The organism is Oligoflexus tunisiensis (assembly GCF_001748245.1).
GTDB lineage: Bacteria > Bdellovibrionota_B > Oligoflexia > Oligoflexales > Oligoflexaceae > Oligoflexus > Oligoflexus tunisiensis.
On the sequence record NZ_BDFO01000001.1, the window covers coordinates 172,875 to 195,446 of the forward strand.

The window sequence follows — 22,572 nt, forward strand, 5'->3', positions numbered from 1 at the left end:
GATTCACGTCATTTCAAAGGATTGATCAGTATGTCTGTTGCAATTGTCACCGGCTCATCAGGATTAATTGGCAGTGAGACGGTTAAGTTTCTGCATGAAAAAGGCATGAGAGTTGTTGGTATTGATAATAATATGCGCAAGTATTTCTTTGGAGAGGACGGCTCGACAGAGTGGAATACGTGTCAGTTGTCGGAATCTCTTAAAAGTTTTACACATCAATCCATTGATATTCGCGATTCGTCTGCCATTGATGCTGTCTTTCAGAAATATGGAAAAGATATTAGCCTCGTAGTCCATACTGCTGCCCAACCAAGCCATGACTGGGCTGCAAGGGAGCCATTGACGGATTTCTCAGTCAATGCCACGGGAACCTTGGTCCTCCTTGAAGCAACCCGCAAGTTTGCTTCCGAAGCCACCTTCATTTTCACTTCTACAAACAAGGTCTATGGGGACCTGCCTAACGTTCTTCCGCTGGTTGAGCTGGAAAAGCGTTGGGAAGTGGCGGAGAGCCACCCTTTCCATAAGTTTGGAATCGACGAAACCATGTCGATCGATCAGTCCAAGCACTCAGTTTTTGGAGCTTCCAAAGTGGCTGCGGATGTCATGGTTCAGGAATACGGTCGCTACTTCGGCATGAAGACAGGTACATTCCGTGGGGGGTGCCTGACCGGGCCGGCGCACTCAGGTGCCGAATTGCATGGCTTCCTTGCATATCTCGTCAAATGCGCGGTAACCGGAAAGCCTTATACGATATATGGCTACAAGGGCAAGCAGGTGCGCGATAACATTCATTCTTATGACCTCGTTAACGCCTTTTGGCATTTCCATAGCAAGCCAAAGCCAGGGGCCGTTTACAATATGGGAGGATCAAGGCATAGCAATTGCTCGATGCTGGAAGCAATTGATTTGATAGAGAAGCTGTCCGGCAAGCGTGTCCAATATTCGCTGTCTGAGCAGAATCGCTCTGGTGATCATATTTGGTACATAAGTGATGTACGTGCCTTCCAGTATGACTATCCCGCTTGGCAATACCAATACGATCTTGAGTCCATCATGTCTGAAATTGTAGCTGCGGCTCAGGAAAGATACGGAGCATAAGCGATGACAATTTTGAGCGTCGTTATCCCGGCACACAATGAGGAAGGCTGCATTGAAGCGACAGTTCGGGCTTTGCATGCGGTGCTATCCCAGGAGTCAATCGCTCACGAAATATTGGTGGTTAACGACAATTCTCGCGACAGAACGGAAGCTATCTTGCAGAGTCTAATGCAAGAGATCCCAAGCCTCCGTTATATTAACAACCAGCCGCCTAATGGGTTTGGTTTTGCTGTTCGTTGTGGTTTGGAGAATTTCAGCGGTGATGCTGTCGCTGTTTACATGGCCGATGCAAGCGATCGCCCTGAAGACCTCATAAACTATTATCATACCATGTTCCAGAAGAATGTTGACTGCGTATTTGGCAACAGATGGACTCGACATTCCAAAGTTGTTGACTACCCTAAGTTCAAGCTCTTTGTGAACCGTGCCGTCAATCTGTTTATCCAGCTGCTCTTTGGGCTGCGATACAATGATACGACCAATGCCTTCAAGTTGTATCGTCGGGAAGTGATACAAGGGTTGAAACCTTTTCTGTCCCATCATTTTAACCTGACAGTGGAATTGCCCCTTAAGGCCATCGTACGGGGCTATTCCTACGCGGTGGTGCCCAACGACTGGATCAACCGAACCAGCGGGGAGAGCAAACTGAAGATCAAAGAGATGGGATCCCGTTATCTTTTCATCATTCTCTACTGCCTTATAGAGAAACTTCTTTCTCGCGGAGACTATCGCAAGAAAGACGTTCTTGTTTTTCAGACCCGATAAAAAGCTTCAGACAGAAGAAGGAGCTGCTTGAGCCGGCAGCTTTTTCTTTTTCCGACGCAATTCTTGCCGTCCATCAGCATGTTTTTTCCCGAGTTTTCCCAAAGACAAGGAGACCCAATCTTTCTGTTCATGGTTCAGGAAGAATTCAAATTCTTCACGATTTAAGTCCAAATCCAGATAGAAAGGATCGACTGAATAGAGGCTATCCATTTGAAGGTTTGGATTTTGATAGGGATCAGCCAAAAGATCCTGTCCTCGACGTTGCATTAAATAGAATCGCTCGAAGTGCTCGATCGCGATACCCCGGCTTGGCGATTCATAATGATAAAGCTCTGCATAAGGCGTGTAGAGATGAGTATAACCACGATCTCGCAACTTGAGGCACAGCTCAATGTCTCCATAGCCATTCGGCAGAAAAACTTCATCAAATCCGCCGACAGCGAGAAACTTCGCGCGCTGTATCATAAGACAGGCGCCAGTTACAGCCATCGTTTCATGGATTGTATTTAAAACATTGCAATAGAGATTGTGGTTGCGGTCCAGGAAATTCCCGGCGTGAACTGCAATGGTGCGGCCGGCTGCCAGGATGCCGCCGTGCTGGAGTTTCTCGTTTTGGTCAACAAGTTTGCATCCGACGGCGCCAACTTCTTCAAATTGAGCCAAAGTAAGCATCTCTTCGATCCAGCTTGGGGTAATGACTTTGGTGTCATTGTTAAGGAACAGAAGATAGTCACCTGATGAATGAGCGGCCCCCTTGTTGATTTGTCTTCCAAAATTGAAGGCGGCCTCCTCCTTAACCAGCTTAAATTGGGTAGGATAGGATTTCGAATACTGGTCATAAAGAGCCAGGCATTTTGGATCCTGTGACCCATTGTCGCTGATTATAATCTCGAAATTTCGGTATGTGGACAAATCAAAGATGGATTCGAGGCAAGTTTGAATCAAATTGTAGCTGTCTTTTGAGGGTATCACGATCGAAACGAGTGGTTGTTGGCCACTCAACTCAAACTTGAGCCTATAGTGCTGTGTATGGGGTTCGTACTCAACTTTACATGGTCTGCCACGTCGCTTCAAGGCTTCGGTGACAGCCTTTTCGCCAGCAATGGCTGCATAGGGTTTTGCGTCGATCGACGAGGCAGTACTGGCTTCATGGGCACGCCATTGATAGAGGCATAGGGGAATATGAACCACAGGTTTTTGAGTGTTCTCAACCGCGCGAAGCATCAAATCGTGGTCTTGTGAACCCTCAAAACCTTGGCGGAATCCTCCGATTTTTCGGAGCAGATCAGTGCGATAAACAGAAAGGTGAGTCGTGTAATTCATGCATAGATGCATGAATGGGGACCAGTCTGGTTTAAAGTAAGCGAGATTGCGCTTATCCCCGTCACCTGTCACAGTTCTTTCGTCGGAATACATGATATCCGGACCACTGTGCAGGTTGATGTAGCGGACAACTTCGGCAAGGGAGTTTGGATAAAGCCGATCATCATGATCGAGTAGAGCTACATAGTCCCCTGTTGCTAATTTTAAGCATTCATTGGAAGTCAATGAAATATGAAGGTTTTTCTGATTGTAAGTAGCTTTGATTTTATCTGGATAAGCAGCTCTGTACTTGTCAATAATCCTTGTAATCTCGGGCATTCCGGAACAGTCATCTACGATGCAGATTTCCCAATTCGGATAAACTTGTTGAGTTATTGAACGCAATGCCTCTTCAAAGTACTCAACTTTCACCTTATAGACTGGAATCAATACACTAATTTTAGGTCTTAATGGTAAGAGCGGAATCAGATTTTTCAGGTGAATATAATATTTCGCAACGCGGGCTAATTTCGGCCCATCCGTTTTACCTGCTAGAAGTCGAACGTATGGAACAGTTTCATGGAAGCGAACTGATGCTATATAAAGTTTGTAGCAGCCTTTCATAGTAACAAAAGCCAGCTTTCGAAGCGGGCGGCCAATCCAATCGATTGTCAAAATAGCAAAAGCCAATCGCTTCATTCTGTTTCTAATGCTCAAATTGTCACTCCGACTGAAATGGACCCAGAGAGGGGCCTTGGAATCTAGCAGAGGTCATACTTTCCCGCCACTCCTCACTAAAAAAGAGGGTTGGGCTTTGAAAGCACGATTATTCGCTAACTCTTAGAGCATAGGTAAAGACAAAGTTGATGGCAAGTTGAGGTTATGATACCCAGAATATGGAGCACATTCATTGACATACTTTAAATAAGTCTTTATGACGTGATTGCATAAGGGAAATACATGCGAGCTCTGACCGATTTTTGGGGGGGAATTTCTCGCCGCCTGCCATTTGCTTCGAAAGAACAGCAAAGTTCAATCCTTTCAGAGCAGGACATGGCCTTTTGGAAGACCAATGGTTTTCTTGTCCTGCCGGGTTTTTTCTCAGATGATGGGATTAATCGAGTCAATCAATACATGGACGAACTCTGGGAACAGGAAAACCGTGAAAGGTCCAATATTGTTATTGATATTTTTGTGGGGACCGATCGCGAAAAGCGCGTCAATCTAAAGAACTCCCCTCAAGATGCCCGCTTTTTTCCCTTCAAGCTCAACGACTTATATTTGGAATCAGATATTGTTAGAAATGTAGTTCTGGCGCCGCAATTGGTTGCCATATTGAGGCAACTTTTGGGTGCCGCTCCGCTGGTCTGCAACACTCTAAATTTCATCTATGGATCCCAGCAGCAGTTTCACACGGATTCCCTATATATGCCCGCGCCTGTGGATCTCAATTTAGCAGCGACCTGGATTGCGCTCGAAGACTGTGATGATGATGCCGGACCCCTGCAGTATTATCCTGGCAGCCATTTAATTCCTCCTTTTCGGTTTTCACATGGTGGCATCAACGCCAAGGCTGATGAAATGGAGAAATACGCCGAGTATATGCAAAGGGCAGTGGAGAGCCGGGGACTCAGGGCGGAAAGATTTTGTGCTCGAAAAGGTGATATGTTCATTTGGCACAGTCAACTCTTCCATGGAGGGTCACCCATTCAAAATTTGCAGAAGAGTCGCAAAAGTTTGGTGACTCACTACTGGAGGTCAATTGACTGTCCAAAACTGTCGCAAGAGCCGGTCGGACAGGGTTTTTATTGGAAGAGATCTCGCCAGCCGGTTCCACAGTAAATCCAGGATTACTGCGCGCTGGTACGAGCCGCGCGTGCTTCCCACTCTTTATAGAATGAAACTTTGAGCGACCGTGCAAATTCAAGGCGATCCTTAATGCTGCCCCAGGGAAATATGGTACTGCATGTTCCATCGCCTTGATTGGAATAATATTGAAAGACACAATCACGTCCTGCATTCCGAAAAGTCCAAGCGTCCTTATAGACCTCCTGGAAATTCCATGAGTGGCGGACCGAATACGCTGTTAGTAGGCAGAGTAAGGCAAATGCACCTGCTGCCACATGCTTTTGCTTTTGAAGTACTACATACCAAGAGGTAAGCATCAACGGTATCAAGAGGCTCGCAAACTCAGCATATCTTGATGATTTGGATTGAGAGACCCCGAAGGCGGCTCCTCGACCTACTGCAATGGAAGCGAGGATAACAGTCACAGCTCCGTAGAGGCCAAGTAATAGCCAGTCTTCCTTTCGTAGGTTTTTTCTTCGTTGCCAAAGAAGGATGAGTACTGGTGCGTATGAAAGCACAAAAAGGACAAAACCGACCTTCCAGTTGATTTGAATAGCCCCAAAGCCAAGACCGACTAGATTAAAAAAATATTCCCAATAGGTCCATTGATAAGGCAGAGCCAATTGATCAAGGCTGGTTTGCCTTTTCACATACCCAAATTGAAAATAAGCCCAGCATGCGACAGCGATGGAAGCTGTAAGGAGAGCGAAAGCGGCGAAACTCTTCGTCGTGCCCTTATGCTTTTTTACCCTATGATCGTAGAACAGACGCACGCCCATGAGCCCCAATAGTGTCAAGCTCACAAGTATTCCTGCGTAAAGAGCGTAGATGCAGGTTAAAGCAGCCAGGATCCTGCTCCATACTTGAGTGGGGCCAGCTGTCTTATAGAGAAAGAGATGACAACACCATAGAGAGGCAAGTATCAAAAAATGAAAGCAGGACTGAAAGGCCCAGAAATGATCTTCCCAGGGCAGAGTTGTTAAGAGAAAAATGCTGCTTAGAACCGGAATCCAGCGTTGATCAGGGACCAACTTCGCTAAAAGAAATGTCAGGTAAAGGACCAGCCCAAGATAGATGAAAAAATTAAACATTATCTGCAGAGCAAGATTCCAATCGGTGGCATAAGCAAAAATGACGTTAATGAGCTTGGTTGGAACAATCCTATGCTCGTTTTGCTGAGAAAATATCCAAGCAGGATCTTTTAAAGTCAAATTGGCGTCATTGTTAAGTATTTCCCATTCATCGGATGCCGGGATATTTACAGCGTGCAGGCGAATTTGATTGAAATGCATGAAGGCCAAAGTGACCCATAATGCAGCTGCAGCCACTAATAAGACAATATTTACCTGCAACTTGCCCAAGCCCTTCAACAAGGTTCTTCCTCCGGGTACGAACTATGAGTTAACAAATGAACTTAACGCGGCTATCATTTACGGCGCAACAGGAATATCTCTCACTTATGCAGGGGAACTTATATGACAGCTTCCACAAGTGTGGTCGCTATGAATTTCCAGAAGCTGTATTCATACCGATTCCAGGGTATAGATCTTCAAAAAAAGATGGCTGTCTGGCGGCCGATCGCCGAAAAAATATTCGTAGCGATGGGTAAGCCGCAAGTGGTGCTTGATCCAGCAGGTGGCCAGCTCGAATTTATTCAGCACATCCCGGCCAGGGAGCGTTGGGTAATTGATATGGTTGAATATGAATCGATTGGACTACATCAAAACATAAAATTTATGAAATCCAGTATCTTCGATGCTCAGCTACCTGATCACTATTTCGAAGGTGTCTTTGTTTCGAATTTTCTCGAGCATCTGATGACTTATCATGATATTGCAGCTCTGCTTTCAAAGCTCTCGCTGGCGATGAAGACAGGCGGCCGTATTGCAATTATGGGCCCCAATTACAAGTATTGCTATAAGTCATATTTCGATTTTGCAGATCATGTCCTTCCGCTGTCTCATTTAGCTGTTATGGAGCATCTTGCTGCATCCGGATTCAAAATTGAATTGGTCTGGGACCGGTTTCTGCCGCTATCATTTAGGAGTCGTTTGCCAGCCAGTCCATGGTTGACAAGACTCTATCTGAATATGCCTTTAGCTTGGAAAATTCTAGGCAAACAATTCCTCATAATTGCCAGCAAGACATAAGGTCGCAGGAGCCTCATGAGTTCTTTGGTGTGGAAGCGCAAATGCACATAGTGGAATGGCTGAGTCGTCGCTGTTGCAGTCCATCATGAGGAATGCCGGCAAGTCAGTTTTGTGAATGATTTAGTTTAGTCCTACGTCTGATTTGATGCGCGGAATGCAAATTCCTCTATTGGATTCAATTGGAAACAACCGTGAAAAACTTCTGGCAAAATTTCTGCACCGGTCAAAGATCAGACGTTTTCCTCAAACGTTTTACTTTCTTTAGCTTTGCCTTGATAGCACTCCTAAGTGGACTCGTCCTTTGCTTCTTGACTCCTCCGTTTCAGGTGCCGGACGAACCTACTCATTTATTTCGAGCTTATGAGATATCGGAAGGGCATATTTTGTCTGTGAAGCAAGGAGAGTTTACAGGAAGAGAAATTCCAAAGAGCATTCACGATATGGCAGAGCGCCTGGGTTATTCAATAGCCTTCAAGTATGAAGCGAAAATTGATTTGAAACTTCTGAAGGAGCTATGGAATCAGAGGCTTGAACAGGACAAAAAAGTTTTTGCAAATTTTTCAAATACAGCGCTGTATACTCCAATTCCTTATTTGCCTCAAGCTATTAGTATTTCCATCTTGAGGCTGTTTGATGTCCCGCCTTTAGCGCTCATGTATGGAGCTCGCATTTTTAATTTGATTGTTTCTGTGCTGATAATCACGATTTCACTCAGAATTTCAGTAACAATGCGTTATCTAATTTGGGTTTTGGCTCTTATGCCAATGTGCCTTTTTTCGTTCGCCTCATGCTCAGCAGATGCGCTCATTCTTTCACTTTCTTTTTTGTTGGCCGCCATTGTTGTTGCTCAAACAGAGAATTCTGAAGAAAAGAATGGAAAACTCGCTCCCCTCGGGAGTCTGGTATTTGGATTATTGGTTTTAAGTAAACCCGTTTATTTTCCTCTTATATTGCCTATTATTTTTGTGCACTATTTAAACAAGAAGCAAGGAAGGATTGATCAAAAATCCTTTTGGGTTTCAAATATTCTGCTGGCATTTTTTACTCTATTAATGCTTATCTGGAACAGAACGGCACATCAAATCTATAATCCTTCCATTTTCCATATTAAAGTAGACCCTGATGCGCAAATGCATTGGGTTTTTGATAACCCGATAACGTTTGTTCAGCTCTTTTTTAGTGAAATGGAAAGGCACATTGTAAAAGGTAATCTTTTAGAAATGGCTGTAGGTGGATACTTGGGGTGGTTGGATACACCATTGCCGCATCATTTGATTGCTTGGCACATCGTTGTGATAAGCCTTCTCGCATTAACTTTGCCACTGCATTGGGGAAAGGCCGCGATTGCTCTAAGGGCAGTATCATTTGGAGGGTTACTGGGAGGATGTGCAGCCATTGCACTGGCTCTCTATTGCTCCTGGAACCCTGTAGCGCATAGTGGAATCGATGGGTTTCAGGGACGGTATTTTATTCCTTTACTTCCTTTTGGGTTACTTTGCTTCTCCGTAGTGACTGCGAAGCTCAAACGTCCACATGTAATGTTGTTTGCTGTGGCTATTGTCAGTACAGGGATTTTACACTGGGCCATGTATGAAGCGCTCATAGTTCGCTACTATGGTTAGTCCTTGATAATTAGCTTATGGAGATTTTTGCATTGCTGGTAATCGAGACTTGTTGAACAATCATTTTTACGCCGTTTTTGGCATGAGGGGAACGTGTCAGACGTAACATAAAGGTAGGGTGGCAGTTTTTGCTCGTACCTGAAAGGATATTGGCCAATGGAAAGAGCAATCTGAAGACTAGACATTTTCCCCTAGATGTTCCCGTGGAAAACGCAAAACGAGCCTGATAACCTAGTTGAATTGGAATACGTGAATGATCGCGCTTCGCTCCGATTAGCTGGGCGTAGGATCTTTGAAGGGGTAGTATTGTGACTAAGAGAATTGGAATCATTGGAGCTGGGCCCGCTGGTTTGACGGCAGCATATTTGCTTACTAAGAACAAACAGCAGGTTACTATATTTGAGAGTGACCCGGTTTACGTTGGTGGTATTTCGAGGACAGCTCGATATAAAGGCTATCATTTTGATATCGGCGGCCATCGTTTCTTTTCCAAGAGCAAAGAAGTTGAGGACTTTTGGACTGAGATTTTACCCAACGATATGCTTGAGCGTCCCCGCTCGTCACGCATTTTCTACCGTGGCAACTTCTTTTCATACCCACTTCGTGCTTTCGATGCACTCACCAAATTAGGCATTATCGAGTCAGTGCTTTGTGTCCTATCTTATGTCAAAGCAAAGCTGATGCCTATCAAGAATCCCAAAGATTTTCAGAGTTGGGTGAGCAATCAATTCGGTTGGCGTTTATTTCGAATCTTCTTCAAGACCTATACAGAAAAAGTATGGGGCATGAAATGTTCTGAGATTTCTGCTGACTGGGCCGCACAGCGCATCAAGGGCCTCTCTCTTGGCTCGGCTATCTGGAACGCTATTAAACCAAAGACAAGACCGAAAAATCGGACGAATGTTATCAAGACGTTGATCGATTCATTCCGATATCCTCGCAAAGGCCCAGGTATGATGTGGGAAGTTTGCGCAGAAAAGACCAGAGAACAGGGAGGTACTATTCACATGGGATACCGTGTGATTGGTTGTACTTTTCAACAAGACAAAAAGAACTGGCTTGTTAAGTGCGAATGTCCTCAAGGTCAGATTATTGACCAGGAGTTTGATGATGTCATTTCTTCTGCTCCGATGCGAGAACTCGCTCAATCGCTCCAACCAAGGATGTCCCCAGCTGCCATAAGAGCAGCAAAAAACCTCAAATATAGGGACTTCCTCACAGTTGTCCTTATTCTTCCAGATCGCAAAATCTTTGATGATAACTGGATCTACATACACGATCCTGGTGTAAAGGTTGGCCGCATCCAGAATTTCAAATCATGGTCACCTGAAATGGTGCCAGATCCGCAATATAACTGTTATGGTTTGGAATATTTCTGTTTTGAGGGAGACCAAATCTGGGCTGCCAAAGATGAAGATTTGATTGCTTTGGGAAAGAGAGAACTCGAAAAAATTGGTTTGGCTAGTGCAGCTGAAGTTGTGGACGCCTGCGTCGTTCGCCAGCCAAAAGCATACCCGGTTTATGATGATGAGTACGCTGTCAATGTTGAAATTCTGGCCAAGGAAATCGAGGCCTCCTATCCAGGTTTGCATTTGGTAGGAAGAAACGGAATGCACAAGTATAACAATCAGGATCATGCAATGATGACAGCCATGCTTTGTGCTGAAAATATCATAGCTGGGCGCAAGGTCTATGATCTTTGGCAAGTTAACCAGGATGCTGAGTATCATGAATCAGGTGAAGCTGGAAAAGCAGCGCTGAGCGGTTTACGTCTTGTGCCAAGTCGCGTGAGTTCGTAAGTTTAACCCTTGCCGTATCAAGAGCAAAGTTTAGAACCCCCCAGGGCTAAGCTTAGCCTTAATGAAACTCAGGACTGCTCTGCCTTCCCCTGGTTTGTTCAGGGGAGAGGCATATGCTGTGTTTGTATCTTGGCAGGAGAACTGCAGAGTTGTAAGGAAGAAGGCATTTGATGAAATCATTCAATAATAAGGTTGGAGGATCTTTCTAAAGGAAGTCTCAAGTGGTTGTTGGAAAATTGAATCGAAGTCCAGCTGATATTGCGTTGAACGCTGAAGATTCGGGTTCAAGTATGGATCTGCTAACAAATTTTCACCCCACCTGCTCAGCATATACCATTTCTCATAGACTTCAAATCCAGCTTTTCGAGTTGTAGATTCTTTGTGGATCAGTACAGCGTGTGGGACATAAACATTTGAGAAATTTTTGTCGCGGAGTCTTAGACATAAATCCACGTCACCGAAGCCGCTTGGAACATCGACTTCGTTAAATTTGCCCACAGCCAGGAATTTTCTTTTTTCAAGCATAAGGCATGCGCCTGTCACTGCAAGTACTTCATGCGTCGTTTGGAAGTAAGAGTAGTAATGGTTTGTATTTGCCGGAAGGTTTGTCCCGACATTGCCTGCAACACCTGCACCCAGCCCAACGATGCCGGCGTGTTGTATTTTTCCGCTTTCGAAAAGGAGCTTTGCACCTACAGCACCACTGGAAGGAAGTTGTGCGACTGCCAACAATTCTTCAAGCCACTGAGGGGAAACAACCTCTGTGTCGTTGTTGAGGAAAACCAGGAATTCACCCTTAGCAAAATGAGTACCAATATTGTTCATTGCGCCAAAGTTAAAACTTCCCTGATAAGGAATGCGCCTAAAACGATGCTGATGTTGGCCTTCCATTCGGTCATACAGTTTCATCACATCTTTTGACTTTGAGTCATGATCGATGACAATCACTTCGAAGTTCTGGTATGTCGATTTCGTGAAAATGGATTTGAGACAAGGTTCAATAACTCCAAAAGCATCCTTGTTGGGAATCAGGATGGAGACCATTGCATTTGGATTGCGGAGCTCGAATCGAACTCGATACCTTTCCAGTTTGGCATCAAATTCAACTCTTGCTGGCCATCCACGTCTTTCGCATGCTTCCGCGACAGCCCTCTCCCCTGCAACCGCAGCATAGGGTTTGGCTTCGCGAGATCGGGCCGTGCTTTGGGGATGCGCACGCCATTGATAGAGGATCATGGGGATGTGGACAACGGGCTTCGTAGTCAACTCAACAGCTCGTAGCATCAAGTCGTGATCCTGTGAACCTTCATACCCAAGCCTGAAGCCTCCAGCGCGCCGCATGAGTTCTGCTTTATAGACCGTAAGATGGGTTGAATAGTGAGCTGCAAGATTGAATAGGGGTGACCATGCAGGCTTGTGGAAAGTTGATTCAACGATTCCGTCTTCGTTGATTCGCGATTCGTCGGAATATAGGATGTCCGGTTCGTTGTTGGCCTGAATAGCCCTTGCTACCTCCAAAAGTGAATTCGGAAGCAATCGGTCATCGTGATCCAGAAGAGCAATATAGTTACCTGTCGCTTGGTCCAGAGCTAACTGCGATGCGCCGCAGATTCCTGAATTTTGCTTTTCGATGCGAATCTTAACCTTGCTCGGGTGCCGACTGGCGAATCTCTGCAGAACATCATTGATTTGTGGATCATTGGAACCATCATCGACAATGGAGAGCTCCCAATTTTCATAGACCTGGGCAGCAACCGAAGCAAGGCACTCAGAGAGATATGATGCCTTTACTTTAAAAACTGGAACGAGCACGGTAATCAGGGGGCGGGTATGAAGCCGGGACGGAATTGATGGAATCTGGCTATAATATCGCATGAGCGCTTGATCCCATTGGTCAGTGGACGGGTTGAACCGATAGTGATGGATCAAGCGAGCCTGGAACTTGCTGGTAATAAACAAGAATTTTCTTAGGACGCGAACCTGGAAATCGATGAACCGAGGCAGCCAAACATGCAATAGAGGCATATTAAGCACCTTGAAAACAACCCGTTTCAGTCTGTTATTCACCCCTGCAATCCTTTATAAAATCTTGTAACCAGAAAATGCAGATCCATTTTGTGGGAACCTCGAGCATACGAAATCCATAAGAATGATGTCGCGAATTTTCGCAAAAACTCATGAAGAGGTCTGACGTTGCTTTTCAGGTTGTCACTCAAGCTCTATGAATATGTTGTACGTCTTATTGGCTGCGTTGGTATTGATTACTTTTGCAAAGCCTTTGAGTCCACATCATTACCAGAAAAGACTTCAGCTTTCGTTGGTCTCCACATTCTCATACCCTTTCGAGATCGTTGGGATCTAACGCGGATATGCCTGGAGGCTCTCAGGAAGCAGAATCTTGGTCAAATTAGCTGTCATGTTCATCTGATTGATAATGGAAGTTCACCAGGGACGCGAGCCCAGATTAGAAATTGGTTACAGCAGGAGAGGGGCTCGCCTCTTGAGTATACCGTCCATGAGATCGACGAACCTTTTAACTTCTCAAGACTTTGCAATCTTGGGTTAAAGTTGTCCAGGTCTCTCAAAAACCAGGATCTCTTGCTTTTTCTGAATAACGATGTCGTCCTGGAAAATTCTAATAGTTTGGCGCAGTCAGCTGCATTTGTTTCCCAAACCTCGGGATGTGGTGCAGTCGGAATTACATTGCTTTTCCCGAATCGACGCATTCAACACGTTTTTGCAGCGCCAGGGGTGAAAATTGTCGCTGCCCATCCTTTTAAAGGCCGGCACCCGTCTATCTTACGGGAATGGAAAATGCGGGCACGGCAAGTTCCGGCAGTAACTGGGGCATTCCTACTCCTTTCAGCCGAGAACTTTCTAAAAGTAGGTGGATTCGATGAAAACCTGCCCACTGCAGGCCAGGACATCGATCTCTGTTTAAAACTCCAAAAAGCCGGCTTGAAGAACTGGGTGCTGCCTCATATTGAAGCTGTTCACTGGGAGAGTGCCAGTCGCAAGCATTCCAGGATCAATTTCGATGAGGTGCGATACATCTACAGCAAGTGGCGAAGCTTTCTCACGCAGAACCCAGAGTACCCAGTCAATATTTCCCGTTTTAGCGAGCAGCCGGCCCGTGTTTTTTGGAAGGAAGGCGATTACCCTATTGAAAAACTTCGCTCCGTCCGGGGAAAAGCATGAGCTCTTCTCAGGTCTGTACGCCGATTCCCAACAAGCGCTCGGCTATGCAGTAATTGAACTTTCATGGAATTATTGTAGCTTTGTTGGAATTACCTAATGGAAACTCCAAAATTATAGTTTTACAAAATCGTTGACCTTATTTTGGACGCGACTCTTTCTTTAGCCTGACTGTTAGGGAAAGCCTCCAGAGAATTCTGGATGGCCTGATGCCATGCTGATGAGTACTTGGGGTAAAACTGGGCCCTGCCCAGCATGGAAAAGGCAAGGATATTCATGTCGTTTTGCCATTCATCGGGCAAGATTTCCTCATTCTGGCCTTTGGAGTACTTGAGGAGCTTCGAGAAATTATCATCAAAATTCCATCCCAGAGTATTGCCCTTAGGCGTGCTGAACTCCAGGAATAGGTTCTTGTCGGTGGAAAGGGGAAGGGGTTCAGACTTCTCGAGGTCTGCCAGGAATGTGTCCAACTCCGTAGAGTTGAGCAGGAGTTCCCCCCAAAGAGTATGGACCTCTTCGAGATATGCCGTATGACTCACTTGGCTGTTTTTGAATTCGTTGACGCGAGCGGGGTTGACTTTTAGGGGCTCATCACTGGCAATGATGATGCCCTGATGGCTAGGGAGCCAGAGTTGGACATACTTAAAATTCTTACGCAGTGTTTTTAGCAAGATTCCAATATCACGGATGCCGATATGATGCAGCTGCAGCCACTGTTGCATCACAGCTCCTTGAGACATATGCTTTTTCGCCAACTGGTAGAACTCATCATTATAAAGATTGCCTGCGCCCGCAAACCAAATTGAAGTCAGCTCAATTGAAATCAGGTCGTAGCGGCGATCTTTGGGGAGGAGCGACAAAAAATTGCGACCGTCTTCTACATGGATATGAGTCCCGGGACGATCGAGTACATTAAAATTGATATCTGAAAAATAGCGTCTTGCTGCCTCTATAATGTCTGGTGACAACTCCGCTGCATCAAGTTTCTTGTACGGAAACTCACCAATGACACCGAGCGTCATGCCCGTTCCCAAACCTATGTTGAGAGCAGCGTCTGTTTTCTTCACAAACATGTTCGGTATAACTGCAAAACGAATCTGATCGATCTTTTCTTTGCCGTTATTGCCCTGGAATTTCCCATTCGTTAGCATCGTAAGGGTTTGATCCTTGCGAATGATTGAGGTCACACCTCCAACATGGTTTTCTTTTTGCCAGACAAGTTCATCAAAATCATCATGGGCTTTTTCAAAGTAAATATTGGCGCCACTGAGCATCGCTTTTGTATCCCAAGGTGGAAGCATGGTCCCAAGAAGAATCAGAGCGGCAAACTGCATGGACGGTAGGGCAAACTTTTTTTCACGGGCAGAGGCAGCAAAAGCAATCATGAGGCTGGAAGCGAATATTGCATTCAGTACAATTGCCTGTCTTCCGCCTATGCTTTCAAGGATAATAAACCCCGCGATCAAAGATCCTAGAATTGTGCCGAGGGTATTCACGGCGTAGAGTCTTCCCAGATCATGCCCCCCTAACCTCCCTTTATTCTCCAATGCATTGAATACTAGCGGGAGAATCATGCCTGCGCAAATCGCCGCAGGAAGAATCAAGAGCAGGCAGGCTATAAACCTCAAGGTCTCCCGCATGGCAAATCCCTCGACGTAGGTGCCAAGACGCAGGAATAAGAGGGGCATTTTGTCCCAAAGGGGCATTGTGCCAACGAGGCAAAAGGCCAGCATTATGCAACTATACTCGAGCAATTTTTCGGGGGGCGTCGCCCACTTCGTCATCCGGTGAGCAAGAAAACTGCCAGCTGTCATACCAATCAGAGTCGTAAAAAGCATGATGGCATAGGCATAGACGGATGTGCCAATGACCAGAGACAGGAGATGGTTCCAGTAGACTTCATTGCCAAATGCGATGAAACCAGATCCAAACGCAGCGATCCACATGATGAGAGGAATCTTCTGGGAAGTCGCGACTACTTGAGAAGTCTCCGTTGGACGATCTGCTACTAGGCGGTCAGCCCGCTTTTGCACCAGAAACGACAACGGCACCAACAGAATATTAAGAGCGAGTACGACCTGGAGGGCGCCGGTAAGAGCGATGGCAGGTATCAGGAAGTAAGAACCGACGATTACGCCCATTGCTGCGCCGAGGATATTGAAACCATAAACAAAGTTTATTTTGCCAGCGACATTCAAACGCCTAAGTGCTTCGATAAGGCAGGGAAGAGTCCCTCCCATTAAGAAGGTCGGAATGCCGATGAGGAGAACTGCAGAAACAAAACGTAGCAAGGTCAGGCCGTGAAAGCTCCAACTGAATTCGGTCGCTAGATGAGAAAAAATCGCATCGATTTCATTGGAAATCGGGATAAAGCAGATGGCATAGAGGCCGACAGCGGCTTCGAGAAGGCCGTATAGTGTAAAAAGCTTTCCTTTGGAGTATGTCACTTTCCGGCCTATCCAATAACTTCCAACGGCCAGTCCCAGCATAAAGGCTGCAAGGACCGTGGCCGTTGCATAGGCGCTCACCCCAAAAATAAAGCTAAAGTACTTGTTCAGCACGACCTGGAAGATCAATGACGTGAAGCCGGAGACAAAGTAAAAGAACGAGGCCGATAGTACAAAAAAATTACTCTTTCTCATTTTGGATATACCCCCAGCTTTTCATGGCCTGCTTGAGATTGGCAGAAATGGATGTTTTTTCTTTCTGCTGGCTGTTTAAATGAACAAATTTGCCACTTTTTATGATACTGAGAGCGCCAGAGTCAGCTGCTATTACGAGGGTCGGTCTGCTAAATTTCAAACTATGAGGAGCAGGACTCGCAAGGAATTTAAGAAAACTCTTGTTGTTAAGGTCCAGCTTTCCATTGACATTGCGGCTCAAGTAGCTGATCCGAACATCAGCGCACCCATCGGGAATTGCGGAGATAGTCACCTGAGCGCTGAGAGCTGAGATATAAGATGTCTGAGATTCCATCCAATTAGCAGGTGACATTCCGAAATTAAGAGTTTCTGTGGAATTGTCAGCAGCTTTCAGCCCATCGACCTTAATGCGACAGTCCGAGGCCATCTGGTAGTAATCCAAGGACAATTCTTGATATTGTCCAAAGCCTAATTGGACCAACCTCTGAATCAGATTATCACTCTTTTCGAGCGAGACGGGCTGCAGATCCTTATCCAGGACCGTCAAGGGCACTTTGTTCTCACAGGTCAATTCTGAAAAATAGTAGTGCTGCCCTCGATGACGAAACGAACCTCTTTGCTGATGCGAAACTGATACGATAACATCCTCGGGGCTGGAATTTTTTAGATCCTCACCTTGCCATCGGCTGGTATCAACGTTGGGATGAGAGCGCAAAATTGCAGTTTTGATCCAATCGAAAAGCGAAGTTTCATGAGCGGGTACTACAGAAGTCCCATGGGCTAGCTTGAGACCTGCAAAAGTCTCCACGGCATCAGGATGGACATGATTATTATTCATGCTGACCGAGTGCGAGCAGGAAGGCCACATTGGGTGAGGGTGGTTGAGTGTTTTATAATCGAGCCCATGATCTGAGGTGAAAAGGATATCAGCGTTTTGAAGCTGGGGGGACTTCAGGAGTTTTTCCAGCTGCATATCCAGATAGGATAGCGAGCGAGCCTGCTCTTCCATGGTTTTTTGGTTACGTTCGAGAACCTTATAGGGAAGATTTTGAAGTTTGAATTCAGGACGATTCGCGGGGGATGTAACCCAGGCGTGTGAATCATCAAACCATGTAAAAATAAATACGTTATGATCGGGATGACGATGTAACCAGTCGAGGTACATGGAAACCCGGATTTCCGCATTGCGAGAATTATTGGCCCCTCCGGTAATGTCCAGATTATAATACTGGCGAAAGCCACCGTGGTTGATGTCCTGAGATAGTAGATAATTGGAGGAATAATTCACAACTTCATAGCCTGCATTGAGAAATGAGGGGATCAGCCCTGTTTTCTCATCGAAATGATCGCTCATCAGTTTGGTTGCCTCTTGCAAGCTCTGACGCATGTCAGTGAGGCCTCGCGTGGTATCAATCGTGTTGGTCGAGATGCTGATGACATTTGTTGCGAGTGAGCGACCCGGCTTGCTAAAAAAGTTCTGAACAAATGGCATGAATCGTCGTTTATTCTGAAACCAAGCACTACCTATGGAATCCGCCACGATGAGAGCCATCCTGCGTGCCGGTATGGAATTGGCTTTTTCCCATACCTTTGGGTCAAAAACGAAAAGTTTGCCGGAGACGCAGCGCTGATCGCTGACAACCGATAGCTGATAGCTGCCCTCCTGCTGTGGCAGAGATATGCTGAATGCAGGCATAAGGTAATCATAGCGGCTGGAAAGGTTTTCAAATGTCTCGGCGTTTGGATGCACAGACCGCAGAGGAATCTGCTGCTTCAACGTTGAACGCATTGTCCCCATCGCCAGGTGGATGGAAACTGGGCAGTTTTCAGGTTGATACGTCGCTGTGTCCGTGACATAGCCTATCTGAAATTCCAAACGCTTTTCGGTTTTATTCCTTACGAAACCACTCATCTCAAAAGGTTTCTCGGAGGAGATCGGTTTTCCCGAGCCTTCGATAACTCCTTGATGGCTGTATGATACGGAAATAGGGTTTTCAACGGTTCTCCCGTAGGGCTTCGGGTCCAATGGGCGGTCCTGAACCTGCCAATATGCGTGAACCTTGTGAGCCGGAATAATCAGCAGCAGACTAAAAAATCGAGAAATAAAGCGATGAGTCATATTGCTCAAGAATCCTTTTGGCAAATGTGGGCAGTTGAGCGGCTGGTATGATCTGACCGTTTTTCTCGATGAGAACCCGGTCTTCCAAAGGCTTGATATAATAAGTACCGGTTGCATCCATAAAAACCCGATGTTTGGCGTAATCCACCAAAGATTGATACTCAGGTTTGATCTGCGGATGAGATTCGATATGAGGCAATGAAAGCAATTCAGCCAATCCTGGGTACCGGATACGAGCGTTGGGAACATTGGGTGTTTCAGCCATCCAAAGACCTGTTTCGCTGTAGATTTCATCTTTTTTCAAAAGCGATGGGCTAAACTGAAGACCGCGAATGGAGCCGAGCCACTGTGCGAAGTGCGTTGTCGAGATAAACTTTTCGGCCGGCACATCTGCTAATGTTTCCTTCTCGGCACCTATGACCATCCATGGTGTGGATATTCCTTCCCACTCCGAAATCTGGTCGCCATGTCCCATGATACCTTGCTTGTCATAGAGGGACTCGGCGTGATCCCCTGTGATCACGGTCGTAATATTTTGATCCTTTGGGATGAGTTTGAGAAACAGATCCATTGTCGCATCCATCCCGCGGATACTACCTGCATAGAGTTGTCGAATGCGCTGCCGGTCTTCATCTGACCGCGGTTCTGATACGGCATCTTTCATATAGCGATAGCTGCCCTTATATGATTCATCAAGGATGAGATATTCAGGCCAAGTTTGCACATATGGGAAATGTGGCTGATCTAAAAATACATAGGCGAAGATGGGTTGACCCTGACATTTCTCGGCCAGACGATTGAGGCGTTTGGGCAACGCATGAGCTCCCGCAAAAGTAGGAAGCCCGATAAAAAGATTACGCAGGTTTTTATTCGAATATTTGATCTCCCGAAATGCGTCCCAGGAAAAGCTTGCCAGGAAGAAGGGGCTGCGCTTGGCAACGCCTTGAAGAATGATTTCCTTGAACCTAAGAGTAGGAGCGTCGATATGCCTGAATCCTAAATGGATCTTATTCAGGAAGTCTCCCGGATATTCGCCGATGGCAATCGTGCAGTAGCCAGCATCATTGAAAAGGTTGATTACTGTATTGTCCTGCTGAAATGATCTCTCATCACTGAACATTTCGCGAACTTCTGTTTCAGCAGGTAGCTTCCCTGTAAAGAGGGAGACGACTGCAGGCGTTGTTCGAGCTATGGGAGGAATTGCGTTCTGAATGAGAAAGTTCTTGGGTCCGAAAGTAAAATGCGTCCAGGTTTTTGGTGCATGCTCTGCGGTCAAATAATCAGAGCGCAATGAGTCAGCCATAAGTATAAGGATGCTGTTTCTTGAGAGTTTCAGGCGTTCTGGAGGCTTTTGGGAATTGAGAATGCATGCTGCAAAGATGGCATAGTAGGCTATGGCCCCGATTCGGTATGACCTTGGCAGGTAATATAATAGGAGAGCAAAGTATACCGCTACAAAGCTCCCAAGAACGTAAGGCCCCTTTGAAGAGGCTATAACACTAAACAATCCGGCCCAAGAGTTGGTTCCCATACCATAGTAGATCTCTGAAAAAAGTGTAGGAATCCTGAAAGCGGCCACAAAAATCCAGATGAAATGGAGAGCCAGGAATGCGGTGACCCATTGCAGAAGCTCCAAGGCTGGCCAACGTCTGGGTTTTCTAAATAAAAGGGTTGGCAGGGCGAGCAGGAAAAAAACGGCAAGGTTTATCATGAAAACCTGGACAATCGTGGAAATAATCCCATGTTGGTAAAGGCTTAGTCCCGTCTTCACTAAATTTTCGTCATGCCCTCCCATATAGCTATCATCGCCATTGAATAAGATAGCGGTCGCCAATGTGAAAACTTCAAAAAAGATCAGAGTGCCAAACCATTTGGCAGTGCGAATTAATTTTTGGCGCATGCGGGTAGGCTCTCGTGCGACTGATGTGGGGTATTAGTAAATTTACACGGTCTTAATATTTGCAGTGCATTTGACAATTTGCAATCTCCTATTGCCGGACTCCGAAAGGCAATGCGTTCGAATATGGGTGACAAGGGAAACTCACATAAATCAGGCCATTATGTCGCGTCAAAGGAGTATCGAAAAAAAATGACAAAACCGGAAGAGGAATGCTTGACGAAAAAAACTCAAAGGCATATAACCAGCTTCCTCGCAACTGAGTGAGAAAAAAGAAGAGAAAACAAGGTGACTTGCGGATCTTCCCTCTCTCGAAAAGCGAAGGTTCTTTGAAAACTGAATAGAAGACAGAAAGAAGAAGCGCGAACGTCAATTCTGATGGTTCATCTTCGGATGGATTGTCGAGTTAAAAATAAAAAAAGCGAGCTTCGGCTCGTGTCAGGTTTTAAACTGTAGAGTTTGATCCTGGCTCAGAGTGAACGCTGGCGGCGTGCCTAATACATGCAAGTCGAACGTGAAAGTCCTTCGGGATGAGTAAAGTGGCGCACGGGTGAGTAATACATGGGAACATGCCCTTGAATGGGGAATAACTGTTGGAAACGACAGCTAATACCGCATAATCTCGCGAGAGTAAAGGTGGCGCCGCAAGGGCTACCGTTCAAGGATTGGCCCATGTCCCATTAGCTAGTTGGCGGGGTAATGGCCCACCAAGGCAACGATGGGTAACTGGTCTGAGAGGATGATCAGTCACACTGGAACTGAGACACGGTCCAGACTCCTACGGGAGGCAGCAGTAGGGAATATTGCACAATGGGGGAAACCCTGATGCAGCAACGCCGCGTGAGTGAAGAAGGCCCTTGGGTCGTAAAGCTCTTTAGCGAGGGAAGAAGGTTGGCAGGGTGAACAATCCGGTCAGCTGACGGTACCTCGAGAATAAGCACCGGCTAATTTCGTGCCAGCAGCCGCGGTAATACGAAAGGTGCAAGCGTTACTCGGAATCACTGGGCGTAAAGCGCACGTAGGCGGACTCGCAGGTCAATTGTGAAATACCTGGGCTCAACCCGGGAACTGCAGTTGAAACCGCTTGTCTTGAATACCTGAGAGGGTGGGGGAATACCTGGTGGAGAAGTGAAATTCGTAGAGATCAGGTGGAACACCGGAGGCGAAGGCGCCTGCCTGGCAGTGTATTGACGCTGAGGTGCGAAAGTGCGGGGAGCAAACAGGATTAGATACCCTGGTAGTCCGCACCGTAAACGATGGATACTAGGCGTTCGGAGAGTTAACCCTCTGAGTGCCAAAGTTCACACATTAAGTATCCCGCCTGGGAAGTACGGTCGCAAGACTAAAACTCAAAGGAATTGACGGGGGCCCGCACAAGCGGTGGAGTATGTGGTTTAATTCGAAGCAACGCGCAGAACCTTACCTGGCCTTGACATCGCGAGACCGGTACAGAGATGTACCTTTCCCTTCGGGGACTCGTGGACAGGTGCTGCATGGCTGTCGTCAGCTCGTGTTGTGAAATGTTCGGTTAAGTCCGGCAACGAGCGCAACCCCTGTTCTCAGTTACCAGCATTAAGTTGGGGACTCTGGGAAGACCGCCGGTGTTAAACCGGAGGAAGGCGGGGATGACGTCAAGTCCTCATGGCCCTTACGGCCAGGGCTACACACGTACTACAATGGTAGAAACAGACGGCTGCAAGACCGCAAGGTGGAGCTAATCCGTAAAACACTATCTCAGTCCGGATTGAAGTCTGCAACTCGACTTCATGAAGTTGGAATCGCTAGTAATCGCAGATCAGCACGCTGCGGTGAATACGTTCCCGGGCCTTGTACACACCGCCCGTCACACCACGAAAGTGGTCTTAACCAGAAGTGAGTGAGCCAACCGCAAGGAAGCAGCTCACCAAGGTTGAGGCCGTGATTGGGGTGAAGTCGTAACAAGGTAGCCGTAGGGGAACCTGCGGCTGGATCACCTCCTTTCTAAGGATTTATGCTCGTTCAGTAATGAACAGCTATCCTGAAGGTTAATGACGTTCGTCCTTCCTTCCTCTGTCTCTCTATTCAGCTTTGAAGGAATCTGTCCCTTAACCGGGGCATTTTTTTTCAGACGCTCTTTGACAACTGAATATCGTGAA

The 22,572-nt window shown here is 46.3% G+C and carries 12 protein-coding genes, 1 rRNA gene and 1 pseudogene; 8 read left to right on the forward strand and 6 right to left on the reverse strand.

Going from position 1 to position 22,572, the window contains the following annotated elements; all coding sequences use genetic code 11:
• Positions 1-30: 30 nt before the first annotated feature.
• Positions 31-1,098: an NAD-dependent epimerase/dehydratase family protein gene (locus OLTU_RS00800; protein ID WP_141730860.1), complete on the forward strand. Its 1,068-nt coding sequence runs from the start codon at positions 31-33 to the stop codon at positions 1,096-1,098.
• Positions 1,099-1,863: pseudogene (locus OLTU_RS00805) on the forward strand (glycosyltransferase family 2 protein); the annotation flags it as partial.
• 6 nt (positions 1,864-1,869) lie between these two features.
• Here the strand turns inward: OLTU_RS00805 and OLTU_RS00810 are convergent.
• Complete coding sequence (locus tag OLTU_RS00810) at positions 1,870-3,864, reverse strand: glycosyltransferase family 2 protein (protein ID WP_141730862.1); 1,995 nt, start codon at positions 3,862-3,864, stop codon at positions 1,870-1,872.
• A gap of 261 nt (positions 3,865-4,125) precedes the next feature.
• Here OLTU_RS00810 and OLTU_RS00815 point away from each other — a divergent pair, with 261 nt between their 5' ends.
• Positions 4,126-5,007, forward strand: coding sequence for a phytanoyl-CoA dioxygenase family protein (locus tag OLTU_RS00815; protein ID WP_141730863.1), 882 nt, complete (start codon positions 4,126-4,128; stop codon positions 5,005-5,007).
• An 8-nt stretch (positions 5,008-5,015) separates the two neighbouring features.
• Here OLTU_RS00815 and OLTU_RS00820 read toward each other — a convergent pair whose 3' ends face one another.
• Positions 5,016-6,386, reverse strand: coding sequence for a hypothetical protein (locus OLTU_RS00820; protein WP_141730864.1), 1,371 nt, complete (start codon positions 6,384-6,386; stop codon positions 5,016-5,018).
• 102 nt (positions 6,387-6,488) lie between these two features.
• Here OLTU_RS00820 and OLTU_RS00825 point away from each other — a divergent pair, with 102 nt between their 5' ends.
• The 3 genes from OLTU_RS00825 to OLTU_RS00835 all read left to right on the forward strand — a co-directional run bounded on the left by OLTU_RS00825 (position 6,489) and on the right by OLTU_RS00835 (position 10,584).
• Positions 6,489-7,163: a methyltransferase domain-containing protein gene (locus OLTU_RS00825; protein ID WP_141730865.1), complete on the forward strand. Its 675-nt coding sequence runs from the start codon at positions 6,489-6,491 to the stop codon at positions 7,161-7,163.
• A gap of 191 nt (positions 7,164-7,354) precedes the next feature.
• Positions 7,355-8,785, forward strand: coding sequence for a DUF2142 domain-containing protein (locus OLTU_RS00830; RefSeq protein ID WP_176736221.1), 1,431 nt, complete (start codon positions 7,355-7,357; stop codon positions 8,783-8,785).
• Between the two features lie 308 nt (positions 8,786-9,093).
• Positions 9,094-10,584: an NAD(P)/FAD-dependent oxidoreductase gene (locus OLTU_RS00835; RefSeq protein ID WP_218109764.1), complete on the forward strand. Its 1,491-nt coding sequence runs from the start codon at positions 9,094-9,096 to the stop codon at positions 10,582-10,584.
• A 180-nt stretch (positions 10,585-10,764) separates the two neighbouring features.
• Here OLTU_RS00835 and OLTU_RS00840 read toward each other — a convergent pair whose 3' ends face one another.
• Positions 10,765-12,651, reverse strand: a complete 1,887-nt coding sequence (locus OLTU_RS00840; RefSeq protein WP_141730868.1) for a glycosyltransferase family 2 protein — start codon at positions 12,649-12,651, stop codon at positions 10,765-10,767.
• A 138-nt stretch (positions 12,652-12,789) separates the two neighbouring features.
• On the opposite strand from OLTU_RS00840, the gene OLTU_RS00845 reads away from it, so the two are divergent.
• A complete protein-coding gene (locus OLTU_RS00845; RefSeq protein WP_218109765.1) occupies positions 12,790-13,782 on the forward strand; it encodes a glycosyltransferase family 2 protein in 993 nt (330 codons plus the stop codon).
• Positions 13,783-13,901: 119 nt separating this feature from the next.
• Here OLTU_RS00845 and OLTU_RS00850 read toward each other — a convergent pair whose 3' ends face one another.
• From OLTU_RS00850 to OLTU_RS00860, 3 genes are read right to left on the reverse strand one after another with little or no spacing between them, the layout of a single operon-like run.
• Positions 13,902-16,421, reverse strand: a complete 2,520-nt coding sequence (locus OLTU_RS00850) for a fused MFS/spermidine synthase (RefSeq protein ID WP_141730870.1) — start codon at positions 16,419-16,421, stop codon at positions 13,902-13,904.
• Positions 16,408-18,540: a sulfatase-like hydrolase/transferase gene (locus OLTU_RS00855; RefSeq protein ID WP_176736223.1), complete on the reverse strand. Its 2,133-nt coding sequence runs from the start codon at positions 18,538-18,540 to the stop codon at positions 16,408-16,410. Before OLTU_RS00855 ends, OLTU_RS00850 begins: the two co-directional genes overlap by 14 nt.
• Positions 18,509-20,440, reverse strand: coding sequence for a sulfatase-like hydrolase/transferase (locus OLTU_RS00860; protein ID WP_141730872.1), 1,932 nt, complete (start codon positions 20,438-20,440; stop codon positions 18,509-18,511). The genes OLTU_RS00855 and OLTU_RS00860 overlap by 32 nt, the downstream gene beginning before the upstream one ends.
• Before the next feature lie 444 nt (positions 20,441-20,884).
• Here OLTU_RS00860 and OLTU_RS00865 point away from each other — a divergent pair.
• A 16S ribosomal RNA gene (locus tag OLTU_RS00865) occupies positions 20,885-22,417 on the forward strand.
• The last annotated feature ends 155 nt before the right edge of the window (positions 22,418-22,572 follow it).

Excerpts from the sequence above, each read along its gene's own strand:
- OLTU_RS00815 (WP_141730863.1), top strand. The coding sequence starts at position 4,126 with ATGCGAGCTCTGACCGATTTTTGGGGGGGAATTTCTCGCCGCCTGCCA.
- OLTU_RS00825 (WP_141730865.1), top strand. The coding sequence starts at position 6,489 with ATGACAGCTTCCACAAGTGTGGTCGCTATGAATTTCCAGAAGCTGTAT.
- OLTU_RS00810 (WP_141730862.1), bottom strand. The coding sequence starts at position 3,864 with ATGAAGCGATTGGCTTTTGCTATTTTGACAATCGATTGGATTGGCCGC.
- OLTU_RS00855 (WP_176736223.1), bottom strand. The coding sequence starts at position 18,540 with ATGACTCATCGCTTTATTTCTCGATTTTTTAGTCTGCTGCTGATTATT.
- OLTU_RS00860 (WP_141730872.1), bottom strand. The coding sequence starts at position 20,440 with ATGCGCCAAAAATTAATTCGCACTGCCAAATGGTTTGGCACTCTGATC.
- OLTU_RS00850 (WP_141730870.1), bottom strand. The coding sequence starts at position 16,421 with ATGAGAAAGAGTAATTTTTTTGTACTATCGGCCTCGTTCTTTTACTTT.
- OLTU_RS00800 (WP_141730860.1), top strand. The coding sequence starts at position 31 with ATGTCTGTTGCAATTGTCACCGGCTCATCAGGATTAATTGGCAGTGAG.